This is a genomic window from Agrobacterium rosae, assembly GCF_002915175.1.
Classification (GTDB): Bacteria; Pseudomonadota; Alphaproteobacteria; order Rhizobiales; family Rhizobiaceae; genus Agrobacterium; species Agrobacterium rosae.
Window position 1 is genome coordinate 191,698 of the sequence record NZ_NXEJ01000007.1, and the last position, 15,856, is coordinate 207,553.

Below are 15,856 nucleotides of genomic sequence, written 5' to 3' on the forward strand. Positions count from 1 at the left end.
TCGCGCCGGATGTCTGTGGCTTGGTGATCCGTCAATCGATATGAATCGTTACGGAATCTTTAATAAGCTGCATTCGCTTGGAGCAAGATGCAAGAACCTGAAGCACGGCAACCGGCGCAACCGGCAGCGATATCGGCGGATAACGACGCGAAGGGCGGCTCTGCGCGTTACGTTCTAACGGGCTCATGGCGCAATGCCAACGTCAGCTCGGTTCTCGGCGACATTGAAAAAATCGAGAAATCCGGTGCCAACGGTTCGATCATGGTCGATCTGTCTGGGGTCGATAACATCGATACGACAGGCGCGTGGCTGTTGCAGCGCATGCGTCACAGGCTTGAAAAAGCCGGTGGGCAGGTGACATTCGAGGGCAATGAGCAGGTCGAGGGGATCATAACCTCTCTACCGGACGAAGCGCCTCTGCCACCGAAAGACACGACAAAACACAGTCTGAGCGAACGCATTTTTTCGCCTGTCGGCAAGAACGTCGTGCAGGCGGGCGCGGATTTTCTGGCAGGCATGTATATTCTGGGCTCCGCCGTGCGCGGCGCGCAGATGAAGCTGGGGCGAGGGCGCGGCGTTTCGCCAGCTGCCATCGTCAACCAGATCGACCATATGGGCGTTCGTGCCGTCCCTATCATCTTGCTGATGTCGTTCCTGATCGGCGCAATCATTGCCCAGCAGGGCGCGTTCCAGCTTCGGTATTTCGGTGCTGAGGTCTTCGTGGTCGACCTTGTCGGCATTCTGCAATTGCGCGAAATCGGCGTGTTGTTGACCGCCATCATGATCGCTGGCCGTTCTGGAAGTGCGATCACCGCCGAAATCGGCTCGATGAAAATGCGTGAGGAAATCGACGCGCTGAAGGTCATCGGCCTCAACCCTGTTGGTGTGCTGGTGTTTCCGCGCTTGGTGGCGCTGACGATTGCGTTGCCGCTTCTGACCATCATCGCCAACTTCGCGGCGCTGTTCGGGGCTGCCGTGGTCTCGCTGCTCTATTCCGGCATCACATTCGAGGTCTTCCTCGCCCGCCTGCATTCTGCCGTGGAAATTTCCACCATTGCGTCCGGCATGATCAAGGCACCCTTCATGGCGCTGATCATCGGCATCGTGGCGGCGGTCGAGGGCATGAAGGTGGGCGGTAGTGCCGAATCTCTCGGTCAGCACGTCACATCATCCGTGGTGAAATCCATTTTCGTCGTGATCCTGGTCGATGGCGTCTTCGCCATCTTCTATGCAGCCATCGATTTTTAAGGAGAGGCTGTTGCAGGATCAGCAAACAACGAAAAGCAAAAACAAGGATCGCGAGGTCGTCCTCTCGGTGGAAGGCGCGACCGTGTCGTTCGGGGACAAGGTCGTTCTCGACAATCTCGATCTCGATGTCTACCGGGGCGAAATCCTCGGCTTCATCGGTCCCTCCGGCGCTGGAAAATCCGTTTTGATGCGCGCAATCTTGCGTCTGCTCCCACGTCAGGGCGGCACGATCAAGATTCTCGGAACCGATTATGACAAGGCGACAGACGAAGAGCGCATGGGGCTCGACACCCGCCTTGGTGTGCTGTTCCAGCAGGGTGCGCTGTTTTCCGGTCTGACGGTGAAAGAGAACATTCAGCTGCCGATGCGCGAATATCTCGATCTTCCGCAGTCGTTGATGGATGAACTCGCCGCTCTGAAGATCGAAATGGTCGGCTTGGCAGCAGATGCGGCGGACAAATACCCGTCCGAGCTATCCGGTGGCATGATCAAGCGCGCAGCCTTGGCCCGCGCATTGTCTCTCGATCCGGATCTTGTTTTTCTGGACGAGCCGACATCGGGTCTCGATCCCATCGGTGCTGCAGAATTTGATATGCTGATCGCACGTCTACGCGATTCGCTGGGTCTGACCGTCTATATGGTGACTCACGATCTCGACAGTCTGTTTTCGGTCTGTGACCGTATCGCCGTTCTGGGCAACAACAAAGTTGCCGTTGAAGGCACGCTCGAGGAAATGTTCGAAAGCGACGATCCTTGGGTTCAATCATATTTCCGCGGAAAGCGGGCACGCGCCGTCGTCCTTCCAGACGGCACGCAACACATTCCGGGGAGTGACGGGTAAGTCATGGAAACCAAGGCAAACTACACCATTGTGGGAATTTTCACGCTGATCGTGATCGCTGCCGCTTTCGGTTTCGTCTACTGGATGGCCGAATTCGGGCGCGGTGGACCGACCTCACAGCTGACGATCCGCATTCCAGGCTCCGCAAACGGGCTTTCGGTCGGCTCGCCGGTCCGCTTCAACGGCATTCCCGTGGGCACCGTGCGCGGTCTTTCGATCGACCGTGATGACCCGGCCTATTCGATTGCCTTTACCGAAGTGCAGGCCGACGCCCCCGTCTTTCCGTCGACGCGTGCGGTGCTGGAAATTCAGGGCCTGACGGGTGCTGCCTATATCGAGCTTTCCGGTGGTCGCAACAATGAAGAGCGCATTTTGCAAAAGGCGTTCGACACCGGCGTCCCTGCGGAACTGACAGCCGATCTTTCCAGCGTTACCAACCTTCTGGCAACGGCCGACAAGATATTGAAACGCGCCGATGGCGCCATTGGGGAGCTTCAGGGCTTCGTGCAGGATGCGCGTGGGCCGTTGACCCAGACCGTTCGCAACGCCGAGAAATTCTCAGATGCTCTGGCATCCAATTCCGACGGTATCGAGAACTTTCTGGAAAGCCTGAGCTCTCTTTCGACAACGGTGCAATCCGTTTCTGTTCGTCTGGACGGCACGCTGACGGCAGTCGAGGGACTGGTGAAGTCCGTGGATGCGGAAAAGATCGATTCAATCCTGACCAATGTCGACAAGGTGACGTCTGATGTTGCCGAATCCTCGGGTGGTATCCAGGATGTGGTGGCAACGGTCCAGCGCACGTCGCGCAATTTTGAGCAGGCGAGTTCGGAAGTCCAGACTGTCGTGAAGCGCGCGGACCAGTTGCTGGCGTCGGTTGATGCCGGCAAGGTCAGCAACGCCGTCGAAGACGTGGCTGCGGCAACGTCCGATGTTCGCCAGGCGATCTCGACCTTCCGTCAGATTGCGGATGATGTCGGCACACGGCGCCCGGATATCGACCAGGCAATCGCCGATTTCACCGATATGTCGCGCAAGCTGAATGCGGCTTCCAGCCGCGTCGATGGTATTCTTGCGAAAGTTGACGGTCTGCTGGGAACCGATGATGCGAATTCGCTTTTCTCAAAGGCGCGTGAAACATTGGCGTCCTTCAAGGCCGTCGCTGACAATATCAACATGCGCGTTGGTCCTATCGCCGACAATCTGGCACGCTTCTCCAGCTCAGGTCTGAAAGATCTCCAGACGCTGATTGGGACGACACGCCAGACAGTCGACAATCTGAACAACACGATCACAAATTTCGATCGCGATCCGCAGCGCCTGATCTTCGGCGGCGAGAACGTGAAACAGTATGACGGCCGGACAAGGCGTTGACGGGGGTAGGACATTGAAGGTTTCGCTGATGCGCTGGCAGGGTTTTGCCCCGGCTCCGACCAAAATTGTAATGATGCTGCCATTGATGGCTGGCCTGCTGGCCGGTTGCGGTAGTGCCAAAAACGATACGTTCGATCTGTCCGTATCATCAGGCACAGTGACTCAGACGCCATCGTTCCGCTCACGCCAGTTGCTTATCGCTGAGCCAACCGCTCTGAAGGCGCTGGACAGCGAGAACATCGTGGTGCGGCTATCCGGCTCCGAAGTGCAGTATCTCGGCAATTCGCAGTGGAGCGACCGCCTGCCACGCATGGTCCAGTCCAAGCTAGTCGAAGCCTTCGAAGACACCGGCAAGCTGGGCGGCGTCGGTCGTCCGGGGCAGGGGCTGGCTATCGATTATCAGGTCGTGACCGACATCCGCGCCTTCGAAGTCGATACAGCCAAGAATCTTGCGACCATCGAAATATCGGTGAAGTTGCTGAACGACAAGAATGGCACCGTGAAAGCTCAGGAAGTCTTCCGCTCCACCGCCCGCGTTAGCGGCTCTGGCAGCGCGAATTTCGTCAAGGCGCTGGACAGCGCGTTCGCATCGACATCCCGTGAGATCGTCGCCTGGACGCTGCGTTCGCTCTAAGCGCTGAAAGACAAAAATAAACGCCGTGCGTTGAAAGACGCACGGCGTTTTGATTCGTGGTGAGGTTTTGCCGACCCCGCAGTTCAGAAGCTGTGGACGCTCGCTATTTCGCTGCTTCCTCCGTCTTCCATTCCGGCAATGGAAACAACCTGTCATAGCACCAGTTAAAAACAAAAGCGTAGACCACGTAGAAGAGTGCGAACGACACGTCCATGATCAGCGCATGTGTGAAGCTGACATTGAGATACCAGGCAATGAAGGGCATGAGGACGATCAGAAGGCCCAACTCGAACAGTACGGCATGTAACACACGTATGGCTGTGGTTTTCTGTGTCGTGCGTCTCACACGCTGCATGACGTGATCGAAGCCGAGATTGTAAAGATAGTTCCAGGCCGTTGCTACCGTGGCGCTGACGATGCCGACGACGCCAATGTCTTCACTTGGCATGTCGAAAACAAAGGCACCCAGCGGGATGATGAGGATGAGACCGATGACTTCAAAGCTGAGCGCGTGACGAATACGATCGGCGATGGTGCGCATGGGGTACTCCCGTAAAAAAGCCGGGCCGTCCCGTCTGTTGTAGCCTGAATGGTCGAGGTCGTCCTCGCAACCCCCCATATAAAAGCTGGGCCGGTTTTCTTCAAGCCTGCGGCGTCCCCATAAAAGAAAAAGCCCTCCCGGTGAAACCGGAAGGGCTGATTTTTAGCGAATGCGACAGCTTTTAGCTGAAGCGTCCTGCCGCATGGGCAAGCATGGTATAGACCTTGCCCGTATCCGAGGTGAGGTAAGACTGAGTGACGGTGCGGTCACGATCCGTTCTGGCGACGTCGGCAAGCAGCTTTTCGAAGTCGGAGATGTAGCGGTCGACAGCGGTCCGGAATTCCGTCTCGCGCTCGTACTTTCGCTTGATCTCGTCAAACGTCTGCTGGCCCTTCAGCGTGTAGAGGCGGCGCGTAAACACGTCGCGTTCGCCGCGCTGGTAGCGTCCCCAGAGTTCCACCGAAGCGTCATGATCGATGGCGCGGGCGATATCCACCGACAGCGAGTTCAGCGATTCCACGACATGACGTGGATTGCGGTTATCGGTGGCGCGGGTCTGTGGCTCTTGAGCTGCACGCGGTGTCTGTACCGGTTGGCCCGCCGTATCCTGACCGTCACGCGAGGCACCCCGCAGGAGATCGCTGATCCAGCCGCCGCCTTCTTCGCGGCGCTGGGCAGGTGCGGCAAAACCGGCCTGTGGCGGAACGGCGCGGGTTTCTACCGGCACCGTGTTGCGGATAACAGGCGCAGAAGCGACGACCGGAGTTGGTGGCTGCGGCTGCGGGGTTGGGCGGGCAGCGACAGGCGCAGGCGCGACAACCGGTGCTGATACCTGCGCTGGCTGCTCGCGCATCTCGGCGCGTGGCGGCTGCTGCGGCTGAACGGGGGCAGGCTTGGTAGCGGCAATGGCACGGGCTGCTGGCTCAGAAATTTCCAGCTGTTGCGTGGAGCGACCGACGAGCTGAGAGATATCCTGCAATGCCTTGATCTGCTCGGAAACCGCACGGCGCATGGCGGCAGCACTTTCCTTCGCCTCTTCCGGCAGGTCGAAGGCACCGCGCTTCAGTTCTGCGCGGGTCGAATCCAGTTCCTTGCGGATATCGAAGCTAGAGCGACGGATCTCATCCGTGGCACCGGCAAAGCGGCTGACCGCTTCTTCGACGGCTTCGCGCAATGTTTCGCGCATCACCGCAGCGGCCGCGCTGGACTTGTCCGTAGCGCTTCCGAGCAGCTTGTCGACATCCGAAAGCGAGGAGGCGACGCCGCCGCGAAGACGGTTGACCAGCTCGTCGGAGTATTTCTGCGCGTTTGCCATCGTTCCTTCAATGGACCTGCTGGCATCCTGACCGGCGGATAGCAATGCGCCACGCATATTCTGCGCTGCCAACTGTGCTCTCTGCTCGGTTTCATCCAGCGACTGGCCGATCTGCTCGAAGGTAGAGCCGAGATTTTCGCGAAGGTTGCCAGCGACGTTTGCGGAGCGCTGTTCTGCCTCAGCCAACGTCTGCTCGACCACGCCCATGACGCCCCGCATCGAGGTTTCGATCTCTTCGGAGCGTGTCAAGAGGCCGACGGAGAGTGTCCGCAAAGCTTCCTGGCGTTCGTCCAGCGTGCCGACGAGGCTGGTCTGTGCGGCGCTGAGCAATTCGGAGGCTTGGGACAGGACAGTCGAATGTTCCTCGAAGCGCCCGACGATGCCGGCGACCTGCGAAAGTGTCTGACTGGAAATATTCGACAGGCGATCGATCTTTCCTTCCAGCAAACGGCTGGAGCTGGAAACCATATCAGCTGCGCGGGATGCGGATTCGGAGAAGCTGGATGCTGCATTGTTGAGCGAGTGGTCTGCCGCACTCAGTTCCTTAGACGCACGAACAACTGCGACGTTGAGGCTATCGACCGCGTCGGACACGACATTCGCCATGCCGGAATGGGTTTCCGACAGCTTCGCCGTGCTCTGGCGCGTGACTTCTACAAGCCTGTCGGCTGCGTCATTGCCAGCCTTGGCATAATCGCCAATGGCCTGCTCCACGAGCTGCGCCATGCCGCTGTTGCTTTCGGCAAGCAGGTTTGCGCTCTGCTGTGCGGCGGTGACGATCTTTTCGGCGGCGTTCTGACCAATCGTCGCGTATTCGTTGACGATAGGTTTGGCTTTTTCTTCGATGAGGCGGGACAGTTCGGCAGAACGGCTTGCCAGCATCGAGTTGAGTTCGCGGGTGCGGGTATCGAGCGTCGAGCGAATGGACTCGCCACGCGCATCGAGTGAGCTTTCTACGCCGGAGAGCGTTTCGGAAATAGCGCCAACCTGCGAACGGACGATAGCCTCGGCCTCGGCCACCTTGTTGACGATGGCGTTGCCCGCTTCCGAGAAAGTTTGAGCGACGGCTGCAGCCTGGCCGGAGAGACGTCCCTGTGCATCCGAAATACGGCCAACGATTTCATTCGAGCGCTGCTCGATGGCGCTGGCAAATTCGTCATTGCGCGCTTTGACCTGATCGGCAAATTCCGAACCGGTTTTGGCCAGGCGCTCAGCCGAGCGGTTGGCTTCGCCATCCATCGTTTCCGCAGCATTGACAACGGCGTCACGCAAGCTAACGGCGAGGCCCGTCGCTTTGCCTTCGATTGTGCGGTTGACGTTTTCGAGGCCGATGTTCAGCGCGCGATCCATCGTGCCGAGGCGCTCATCGATGCGGGCTGTGCCGCTGTCGAAGACGCCAGCGATACGCTGCGTTGCGTCGTCGCTGGTACGAACGAAAATCTTCGTCTTGCCGTCCAACGTCTCGGAAATCTTGCGGCTGGCATCTTCAATGGATGTGTTGACGTTACCGAGGTCTGTTTGGATTCGGGTCTGCAAGTCGCCGATATTGCTCTCAAGGCGCGCACCTGTCTCATCGAGACGCGTGGACACCTGGCTGACAGACTGCTCGACACGCGAGGACAGGGCATCAGCGGCACTGCCGATCTCACGGGCTGCATCGCCCATCTTGAGGACGACGTCACTGGCGCTGTTGCGAAGCCGCTCTTCCAGATTGGCACCGCTGGTATCGATGGTCTGCTGAAGCGCTTCCTGCTGTGTTTCGAGAGACATTTCCAGCATGCTGGCGCTCGAAGCGATCGTGGTGCCGATGGACATTGCCTGTTCGGACAGGAGATCGCTCATACGCTCCTGAGCAGCACCAAGCGTGTCGCTCAGTGCGCCATGGTGCTGGTCAAGCGTCGTGCGAAGCTGGTCGTGCGAGGAAAAGAGATTGTTTTCCATGCGCGATACACCGCTCTCCATCGTGTCGGAGAAGCGGCCTGCGCCACCTTCGATCGCGGTTTCGATGCGGGTCGCGGCAGTGGCGACAGTCTGTTCGATCAGGTCGCCGTTGCGCTCGACTGTTCTGGTAATGGCATTGGCCTGAACACCGAGCATGGTGTCGAGACGAAGATGACCGACAGAAAGCGCCTCATCGATGGTCGCTGCTGTGGATGCCAGACGCTGTTCAGCATCTGTTACTGACTGGGTGATAGCCGCCGTACGACTGTCCAGCGTTTCGGTCATGCGTTCTTCAGCACCAGAAATTGCCATGTCGATGGCCATCGTGCGGCTGTCGAGTGCGTCCGCGATGCGTTCTTCCACGCCGGAAACGGCGTTGGCGAGGGCAACGGTACGGCTGTCCAGCGTATCAGCAATGCGTCCCTCAACGCCTGAGACTGCGCTGGTGAGCGCAATCGTGCGGCTGTCCATGGTTTCGGCAAGACGCTCCTCGGCAGAGGAGAAGGCCATGTCGATGGCCATGGTGCGGCTGTCGAGCGTGTCTGCGATGCGCTCTTCGACACAGGAAACCACGCTGTTGAGCGCTGCAGTTCTGCTGTCAAGCGTCTCTGAAATACGGTTTTCTACGCCTGATACAACCGTGTTGAGCGCAGCTGTTCTGGAGTCCAATGTCTCCGCGATGCGTTCTTCCGCACCAGAGAAAGCCATGTCGATCGCCAAGGTGCGGCTGTCGAGTGTGTCTGCGATGCGCTCTTCTACGCCTGACACAACGGTGTTGAGCGCAGCTGTTCTGGAGTCCAGTGTCTCTGCGATGCGTTCTTCCGCACCAGAGAAAGCCATGTCGATGGCCATGGTGCGGCTGTCGAGTGTGTCGGCAAGGCGTTCTTCAACGCCGGAAACGACGCTGTTGAGTGCTGCTGTTCTGCTGTCCAAGGTTTCAGCGATACGATGTTCAACACCTGAAACGACCGTGGAAAGTGCTGCTGTGCGCGAATCCAGAGTTTCTGCGATGCGCTCTTCCGCACCCGAAAATGCCATGTCGATGGCCATGGTGCGGCTGTCGAGCGTGTCCGCAAGGCGCTCTTCGACGCCGGAAACGACGTTGTTGAGTGCGCTCGTGCGGCTATCCATTGTTTCAGCAAGACGCTCTTCCGCAGTGGAGAAGGCCATGTCGATGGCCATCGTACGGCTGTCCATCGTGTCCGCGATCCGCTCTTCGACACCTGCTACAACGCTGCTCAGGGCAGCAGTGCGGCTATCGAGCGTTTCGGCAATGCGGTCTTCAACGCCGCTGACGACACTTGTCAGTGCCGTCGTGCCGTTGTGAATGGTGTCGGAGATACGGCTTTCGACGCCTGACACAACCGTGTTGAGTGCGGCGGCTCTGGAGTCAAGCGTTTCCACCAGACGGTCTTCAGCGCTTGAGAATGCCATGTCGATGGCCATGGTGCGGCTATCGAGCGTGTCTGCGATCCGCTCTTCAACACCGGAAACGGCACTGGTCAGCGCGCCAGTACGGCTGTCGATGGTTTCGGCAAGACGTTCTTCCGCCGTCGAAAACGCCATGTCCAGCGCCATTGTGCGGCTGTCGAGGGCATCAGCGATGCGTTCTTCCACGCCGGAGACGACGTCGCTGAGAGCCGAGGTACGGCTATCCAGGGTTTCTGCAATGCGGGTTTCGGCACCCGATACGACATTGGCGAGAGCAGCTGTTCTGCTTTCCAGCGTGTCGGCAATACGGTCTTCCACACCGGCAACGGCGTGGTGGATCGCGGCTGTGCGGACATCCAGCGTATCGGCCAGACGTTCTTCGACGCCCGAAACGGCGCCGGTGATGGCGGCGGCACGGCTGTCGAGTGTTTCCGTCAGGCGGCGCTCGACATCGGCGACAATGCTGTTGATAGCGGCTGCGCGCTCATCGAGCAGCGCTGCAAGGTGTTCGGCGGAGCCAGAGACGGAACCGGTGATGCTTTCCGTGCGGCTGGCCAGCGCGCTGTCGAAACGTTCCTGGCTGGCAGAGAGCGCGCTGAACAGGGCGTTGCTGCGTTCCTGGAAGACGGCGTCGATATTCTGATGGGTGGTGCTGAATGCGCCGGTAATTTCCGCCGTACGCGCGCCGATGGCGTCGCTGAGATCACGGGTGTGGTTTTCGAGCGTGCTTTCCAGCATTTCCTGGCTGGTGCCAAGTGCCGTTGCCAGCGCAAAGGACTGATCGGTGAGGGCGGTGCTGAGGCGTTCGATACCGGAATTCAGCGTGCCATCGATGCTGTCGGTACCACCCGCAACGGTTTCGTTGATGCGGGCAAGACTTTCCATTAGCTTGCTGTCGAGGCTGCCTGCGCGTTGATCGAAGGCGCTGGTGAACTCAGCTACGCGCTCGTCGAAAGCGGAGTTGACGAGGCCAACCGTGGTCTGAAGCTTTTCTTCGAACAGACCCGAACGCAGATCGAGATCCATGATCGCGTCATCGGCAGAGCTTTGCAGGTTCTGGCGGAAGGACAGGCCTTTTTCTTCGAGCGTGGTCGTCAGCTTGTCGAGAACATTATCCAGCGAGCCGCCGATGATGGCCTGGCCGCGATCGATGTTCTGACCCAGTTCGAGTGTGCGCTTGGATAGCGTATCGTTGAGAAGGCGTGTGCGCTCCTCAAGCGTTTTGTTGAGGTTTTCCGTGCCCGTGCTGATATTGGAAGCCTGTGTGGCGAACTGGTCCAGAAGCAGGCGACCGCGATCATCCAGCGTTGTGCTGAGATCGTGCAGGCGCAGATCGAATTCGTTCGAAATGGCAGCGCCGGAAGAATTCAGTGCCTTGAGAAGATTGTCGGTCTTGGAGGCAATGAGGCTACCCATGGCTTCCGATGATACGCGCGACTTTTCGAGCAGCGCGGCAGACCGTGTGTCGATCAACGAGGCGAAGGCTTCGCCGCTGGTTGCCAAACGCATCGAAAGCTCTTCGCCGACGATGGAGAGCTCTTCCTTGATCTGGTCCTGCGCGCCCATGATGGACGAGCGAATGCGCTCTGCGTGATTGATGATGGCGTCGCGCTCAGCGCTCAGTTCTTCAACGAGGCTGCGGACGCGGGTTTCATTATCGGCATAGCTGCGCTCGAGAGCGTTGACTTCGGAATGAACGAGCGTTTCGAGTTCCGTGGCGCGGGCAATGGTGCGCTCGATGCCATCGTTCATGGCCGACACTTCGCGGCGAACGGCCTGACCGACGGACATGATGCGTTCGGACGCGATGGTTTCCGGTTCTGCAAGGCGAAGGGCGACTTCGGCCATGGAGCGGGCAGCATTACGCAGATCGCGGGCGCGCGCCATCATAAGGGCGAAGGCGAAAAACAGCATGATCGGAACGATGACGCCGACAATGATCGCCATGACGCCAGGGACGGCAAACAGCTCCGCAATGGAGCTGACGTTCCAGAGCAGGTTTCCGTAAAGAACGTGCGCGAGGCCGGCACCGGCAATGGCCCACAAAACCGAAACAATGCTCGCATTGCGCAGTGCACCGGTCACGGAGCCAGCATCCAGCGATTTCAGGATCATGGCGGGACTGCGCTTGGAGCCGTCATTGGCAGCTTCGAGAGATGGCGATCTCGGTGCTTGCTCGGCAGCGGCAAGTCGTTGTTGCTGTGGCGGTTCAGCGGCGCGTTGTTTTTCTCTTTCAGGCGCTCTTGGCTTTTCTGGCACTCTGGCCTCCGCAGACTTTGGAGAGGACCTCTTGCGAGGCTCCGGCTGGGTTTCGTACGCGCCGAGTTGCAAGGCATCTTCAAGTGCCTGGAACGCAGTCTCGTCAATCGAGTCGCTGATCTTATTGTTCGCCATGCGGTTACGCCTCGTTACATATACGCCCGGCCTCATGCCGTGCATCCCATCGCCGCCTGCTCAGGGATATCCGCCATCATGCCTCAAGACACGATACCTTGCCGGTATATAGTGCCTCGTTTCTTACCAATTCCCTGAGAGCCGGTTTTCAGGCACCCAGACAAAACACATTTACGCACCGAAATTCACGTAACCGGACTGAGGTCATGCGAGACGGAAGTACCGTAGTGACACATTCGAGGCTTTTAAACAATTAAGCCACAAGAGAGCATTGGCCAAGTGGCGGTTTGTTAACAGTTTTTAAACTCTGACAGCAGGCCGAACGCCTTGTTTCATATAAGCTTACCATAAATTAACCATAGCGGAAGATTTCCACCGTTCCCGTGCCCCATTTTCATCTCATCCTAGGCCTATCTGCTTAGAACCAGCACATATGTGCCTCAAAACAAGAAACATGACCCAACCGAGGAAACTTTTAAAATGGCAGCGGTGAGTATAGCATTTGATGCCCCAGACAATTTCGGCGGTGCATCGCAGATGAGCAGCAAGCCCATAGACTTCGCCCATCTGGCGCGCCAGACCATGGGTGACAAGGAACTGGAGATCGAGATCCTCCAGCTCTTCACGCGCAATGCGCGTACCCTGCTGCACGACCTCGCCTCTGTCAACGAAATTGAGATGAAGGGCGTCGCGCACCGTCTCAAGGGTTCCGCAGATGCCGTGGGCGCTTTTCAGGTTGCGGCGGCAGCCGAAGCCATTGAAAACGGCAGTCGCGATGTGGCAGCCCTTTCCAAGGTGGCGACGACGGTTATCGAAGCTGAGAATTTCATTCTGAAGCTCTGCCGCTAGTCTTATCTGCACACATCTTTTCAGGCCGGTTTCGCCTGGCAACCGCATTCACGGGTTGCCAAGTGGGGCCGGTCTTTCTATTTGTTTAGAAACATTCTCAACACGTTCCTGGATTGCCTGACATGACAAAACTGACCATCGTTGCCTTCGACGGCACGCAGCATGATCTTGATGTGAGCAACGGCTCCACAGTCATGGAAGTTGCCGTCCGCAGTTCCATCCCTGGTATCGACGCCGAATGCGGTGGTGCCTGTGCCTGCGCCACCTGTCATGTCTATGTCGATGACGCATGGTCGGAGCGGGTCGGCCCGCCCGAGCCGATGGAAGAGGACATGCTGGACTTCGCCTTCGATGTTCGCCCCACATCGCGGCTGTCCTGTCAGATCAAGATGTCCGATGCGCTGGATGGTCTGGTCGTACACGTACCGGAACGTCAGGGCTGATCGGCACCCGTCAGCTCTTCTCAGCCACAAAAAGCCTCGCCTTCCGTTTTGCGGAACAAGCGAGGCGAGGTGGGCACATCACCAGCAGGCGATGGAGGAAACGCCTGCGGTTCTAGATGCGCCGGGGAGAGCCGATAAGGGAACTCAAGCACAGTGCATGGGTCTCGGGTATTTCACGTGCGATGATACGCGAGTCGCGGCACTCCATCCACGACTAGAACTCAATGATCATTATCCGACGAAACGCCCCAGCTTACGCGACTTGGCGTTCGTAGTGGCACATCACCGGTTCGATGTGTTCTGCTGAATGCGGTATTTCAGCAAGCGGGTCATACGGGCATCGAAATTCTTCGATTCCACGACGTCGAAACGAAATTGGTCCTTGTCGTGCGCGGCCATCACCTGCTGTGTGGTCTTGGTGACAAGCGCCTGCATCTGCTCACAATCCGCCTGCGGGCGAAGGGATTGCAGCCGCTTTTCAAGAGTGCGCGCATAGGTGCGGGCGATTTCCGCATGCCGCTCCTCGTGACGTTTGATATCGGCGGACAAAGTATCCCAGATCAGGCCAAGCTCTGCGCTGGTCCGACGCCGGTTCGTCCATCTGGGTAACAGAATTTTGGTGTTCAGCGTCACCTTGACGGTTCCCACGCCGCATTTTCCATTCTGTTCGACATAGGTCAATTCGCCACCAAACTTGATCTCGGTGGCGCCCGGATGACGCGCGCCAGTGGATTTTGTCATTGGCCCGTGGTGGGAAAGCTCGCGATCCAGATCTTCAGCCGTGCGTCCACCGACCTTGAAATAGGAGAAGGATTTGCTCAGCACGGTTTCGGCGCTTGCATCCAGTGGTGCTGACAGCAAAGTAGCACTTGCTATCACGGCGCAAAGCATGCGGGAGAGGTGCTTCATTTGCCAGCCTTCCAGTTGAACTTGAAAGGTGATTGCGCCATAGAGCCAATGCTTCCACTATGCGCACAATGTTCTGCCAAAATCGCGTCCGGTTTTAAGGTCTGTGGTGCAGGCGGAGTGAAGACGATATAAATGGCGGGCACTCCGTTATTCCGGAAAAGGCGTGATGTTACGTGATAACAGCCAGTGACAATGTGTGGCAAGTCGCGCATGGGCGTTCCCTGAAACTTGATGGGGATGGCCTTATTATGGCTATCGTCAATGCAACCCCGGACTCGTTTTCCGACGGCGGGCGGTATCTGGCTGCCGATCAGGCCTTCTCGCATGCCTTGTCCTGCATAGAGGGCGGTGCCCACATCATCGATATCGGCGGCGAATCGACCCGGCCGGGTGCAGCTGTCGTGAGCGAGCAGGAAGAGCAGGACCGTGTCCTGCCGATTATCGAGAGACTGTCTGCTGCGACGGACGCCTTGATATCCGTCGATACTTACCGCGCCTCGACGGCAAAGCTGGCAGTGGAGGCGGGTGCCCATATCGTCAATGATGTCTGCGGCTTGCAAAAAGATGCCGGGATGGCAGGCGTGGTGGCAGAAACCGGGGCAGGGGTTTGCATCATGCATACCGGCCGTGAGCGGCAGAAACTGCCAGATGCCATTGAGGACCAGTTCGCCTTTCTCAACCGCTCTCTGGACATCGCGAAACATGCCGGTATTTCCCGCAATGCCATCATGCTCGATCCCGGCTTTGGTTTTGCCAAGGACACGGATGAAAATATCCTGTTGATGTCGCGTTTCGATGAGCTTTCCCGCTTCGGCCTGCCTATTCTGGCGGGAACGTCGCGCAAGCGTTTTATCGGTGCTCTGACGCAGCAGGATGAGGCGGAAGACCGCGACGTCGCAACTGCCGCTACCACCGCAATACTTCGTCTAGCGGGAGCGATCGTTTTTCGTGTACACAATGTGGCAATGACCAGAGATGCTTTGGCCATTGCCGACGCCGTTCTGAGACAAAAGAAAAATAATGGGGAAGGGCGATCATGAGCCTGTATACGATAGTGCTGAAGAACTGTTCGTTTTTCGCCCGTCATGGCCTGCTTGAGCAGGAGGAAGCGCTGGGTCAGCGGTTTTTCGTAGATGCGGAAATGGACGTCGAAGCCGGAAACGCGCTGGAAACGGACAACATCGAAAACACCGTTGATTATGGCGTGGCCTTTGCGGTGATCGAGAAGATCGTCGTCGGCCAGCGTCGCTATCTGATCGAGGCCTTGGCGAACGACATCGCAACCGCACTGCGCAAACGTTATCCGCAAATCGTGCGGGTCAAGATCACCGTGCGCAAACCATCGGCACCCGTACCGGGTATTCTCGACTACGCACAGGTGAGCGTCGAACAGCATGGCTGATGGCATGACTCTTGCGGCGCTGGGTTTGGGTGGCAATATTGGCGATCCGCCCGCTTCAATGGCGCAGGCGCTCAATGCTTTTGCAAATCACGAGAGCTGTCGCCTGTTGGCTGTCTCTCAGCTTTACAGCACACCGCCATGGGGAAAGACGGATCAAGCCGATTTCTTCAATTGCTGCGCGATGGTCGAAACCCCGCTTTCGGCAGAAGAACTGCTGGATCTCTGTCTGGACATCGAACGCGGCATGAAGCGGGTGCGCAGCGAGCGCTGGGGGCCGCGCACCATCGACATCGATGTGCTGACTTACGGTCAGGAGACGATCCAGACCGAGCGGGTGGAAATTCCGCACCCACGCATGACGGAGCGTGCCTTCGTACTCATGCCACTGGCTGACATTGCACCGCAGATGTTGGTCAATGGTAGGCCGGTTGCCGACTGGCTGGAAGAGGCCGATAAGACCGGCATCCGTATCGCAAACAAAAAACGGGAGTGGTGGACACTCCCGTTCTCAAACGAATGATTTTTTAGGAAGCC

12 protein-coding genes are annotated in these 15,856 nt (G+C 58.0%); 9 read left to right on the plus strand and 3 right to left on the minus strand.

The features are described from left to right. Nucleotides 1-87: 87 nt before the first annotated feature. From CPJ18_RS15365 to CPJ18_RS15380, 4 genes are all read left to right on the plus strand, one after another. Nucleotides 88-1,248: an ABC transporter permease gene (locus CPJ18_RS15365; RefSeq protein WP_103659260.1), complete on the plus strand. Its 1,161-nt coding sequence runs from the start codon at nucleotides 88-90 to the stop codon at nucleotides 1,246-1,248. Continuing rightward, nucleotides 1,229-2,089: an ABC transporter ATP-binding protein gene (locus CPJ18_RS15370; RefSeq protein ID WP_077120955.1), complete on the plus strand. Its 861-nt coding sequence runs from the start codon at nucleotides 1,229-1,231 to the stop codon at nucleotides 2,087-2,089. Before CPJ18_RS15365 ends, CPJ18_RS15370 begins: the two co-directional genes overlap by 20 nt. Before the next feature lie 3 nt (nucleotides 2,090-2,092). Then, on the plus strand, nucleotides 2,093-3,463 hold the full coding sequence (locus CPJ18_RS15375) for an MlaD family protein (protein WP_077120957.1): 1,371 nt from the start codon (nucleotides 2,093-2,095) through the stop codon (nucleotides 3,461-3,463). A gap of 70 nt (nucleotides 3,464-3,533) precedes the next feature. Beyond that, the gene (locus CPJ18_RS15380; protein ID WP_371479339.1) at nucleotides 3,534-4,097 is read left to right on the plus strand and encodes an ABC-type transport auxiliary lipoprotein family protein; all 564 of its coding nucleotides are present in this window, start codon (nucleotides 3,534-3,536) and stop codon (nucleotides 4,095-4,097) included. A gap of 103 nt (nucleotides 4,098-4,200) precedes the next feature. On the opposite strand, the gene CPJ18_RS15385 is transcribed toward CPJ18_RS15380, so the two are convergent. Then, nucleotides 4,201-4,638: a PACE efflux transporter gene (locus tag CPJ18_RS15385; RefSeq protein ID WP_103659261.1), complete on the minus strand. Its 438-nt coding sequence runs from the start codon at nucleotides 4,636-4,638 to the stop codon at nucleotides 4,201-4,203. Nucleotides 4,639-4,819: 181 nt separating this feature from the next. After that, nucleotides 4,820-11,719, minus strand: coding sequence for an apolipoprotein A-IV repeat region-like domain-containing protein (locus CPJ18_RS15390; RefSeq protein ID WP_103659262.1), 6,900 nt, complete (start codon nucleotides 11,717-11,719; stop codon nucleotides 4,820-4,822). A gap of 480 nt (nucleotides 11,720-12,199) precedes the next feature. On the opposite strand from CPJ18_RS15390, the gene CPJ18_RS15395 reads away from it, so the two are divergent. Together CPJ18_RS15395 and CPJ18_RS15400 are read left to right on the plus strand one after the other, a co-directional pair. Beyond that, nucleotides 12,200-12,568: an Hpt domain-containing protein gene (locus CPJ18_RS15395; protein ID WP_077100672.1), complete on the plus strand. Its 369-nt coding sequence runs from the start codon at nucleotides 12,200-12,202 to the stop codon at nucleotides 12,566-12,568. Nucleotides 12,569-12,690: 122 nt separating this feature from the next. Next, nucleotides 12,691-13,011 (plus strand): 2Fe-2S iron-sulfur cluster-binding protein, encoded by a 321-nt coding sequence (locus CPJ18_RS15400; protein ID WP_103659263.1) that lies wholly within the window; start codon nucleotides 12,691-12,693, stop codon nucleotides 13,009-13,011. 282 nt (nucleotides 13,012-13,293) lie between these two features. Here the strand turns inward: CPJ18_RS15400 and CPJ18_RS15405 are convergent, their stop codons facing one another. Continuing rightward, nucleotides 13,294-13,920: a DUF922 domain-containing Zn-dependent protease gene (locus CPJ18_RS15405; protein WP_103659264.1), complete on the minus strand. Its 627-nt coding sequence runs from the start codon at nucleotides 13,918-13,920 to the stop codon at nucleotides 13,294-13,296. A 248-nt stretch (nucleotides 13,921-14,168) separates the two neighbouring features. Here CPJ18_RS15405 and folP point away from each other — a divergent pair, with 248 nt between their 5' ends. Genes folP through folK form a run of 3 tightly spaced genes read left to right on the plus strand, consistent with a single transcriptional unit; the run spans nucleotide 14,169 to nucleotide 15,842 of the window. Continuing rightward, a complete protein-coding gene (gene folP / locus CPJ18_RS15410) occupies nucleotides 14,169-14,960 on the plus strand; it encodes a dihydropteroate synthase (protein WP_103659265.1) in 792 nt (263 codons plus the stop codon). Continuing rightward, a complete protein-coding gene (gene folB / locus CPJ18_RS15415; RefSeq protein ID WP_077100680.1) occupies nucleotides 14,957-15,322 on the plus strand; it encodes a dihydroneopterin aldolase in 366 nt (121 codons plus the stop codon). The genes folP and folB overlap by 4 nt, the downstream gene beginning before the upstream one ends. Before the next feature lie 4 nt (nucleotides 15,323-15,326). After that, nucleotides 15,327-15,842, plus strand: a complete 516-nt coding sequence (folK, locus tag CPJ18_RS15420) for a 2-amino-4-hydroxy-6-hydroxymethyldihydropteridine diphosphokinase (protein WP_103659339.1) — start codon at nucleotides 15,327-15,329, stop codon at nucleotides 15,840-15,842. Nucleotides 15,843-15,856: the final 14 nt, after the last annotated feature.

Excerpts from the sequence above, each read along its gene's own strand:
- CPJ18_RS15365 (WP_103659260.1), top strand. The coding sequence starts at position 88 with ATGCAAGAACCTGAAGCACGGCAACCGGCGCAACCGGCAGCGATATCG.
- CPJ18_RS15370 (WP_077120955.1), top strand. The coding sequence starts at position 1,229 with ATGCAGCCATCGATTTTTAAGGAGAGGCTGTTGCAGGATCAGCAAACA.
- CPJ18_RS15375 (WP_077120957.1), top strand. The coding sequence starts at position 2,093 with ATGGAAACCAAGGCAAACTACACCATTGTGGGAATTTTCACGCTGATC.
- CPJ18_RS15380 (WP_371479339.1), top strand. The coding sequence starts at position 3,534 with ATGATGCTGCCATTGATGGCTGGCCTGCTGGCCGGTTGCGGTAGTGCC.
- CPJ18_RS15385 (WP_103659261.1), bottom strand. The coding sequence starts at position 4,638 with ATGCGCACCATCGCCGATCGTATTCGTCACGCGCTCAGCTTTGAAGTC.
- CPJ18_RS15390 (WP_103659262.1), bottom strand. The coding sequence starts at position 11,719 with ATGGCGAACAATAAGATCAGCGACTCGATTGACGAGACTGCGTTCCAG.
- CPJ18_RS15395 (WP_077100672.1), top strand. The coding sequence starts at position 12,200 with ATGGCAGCGGTGAGTATAGCATTTGATGCCCCAGACAATTTCGGCGGT.
- CPJ18_RS15400 (WP_103659263.1), top strand. The coding sequence starts at position 12,691 with ATGACAAAACTGACCATCGTTGCCTTCGACGGCACGCAGCATGATCTT.
- CPJ18_RS15405 (WP_103659264.1), bottom strand. The coding sequence starts at position 13,920 with ATGAAGCACCTCTCCCGCATGCTTTGCGCCGTGATAGCAAGTGCTACT.
- folP (WP_103659265.1), top strand. The coding sequence starts at position 14,169 with ATGGCTATCGTCAATGCAACCCCGGACTCGTTTTCCGACGGCGGGCGG.
- folB (WP_077100680.1), top strand. The coding sequence starts at position 14,957 with ATGAGCCTGTATACGATAGTGCTGAAGAACTGTTCGTTTTTCGCCCGT.
- folK (WP_103659339.1), top strand. The coding sequence starts at position 15,327 with ATGACTCTTGCGGCGCTGGGTTTGGGTGGCAATATTGGCGATCCGCCC.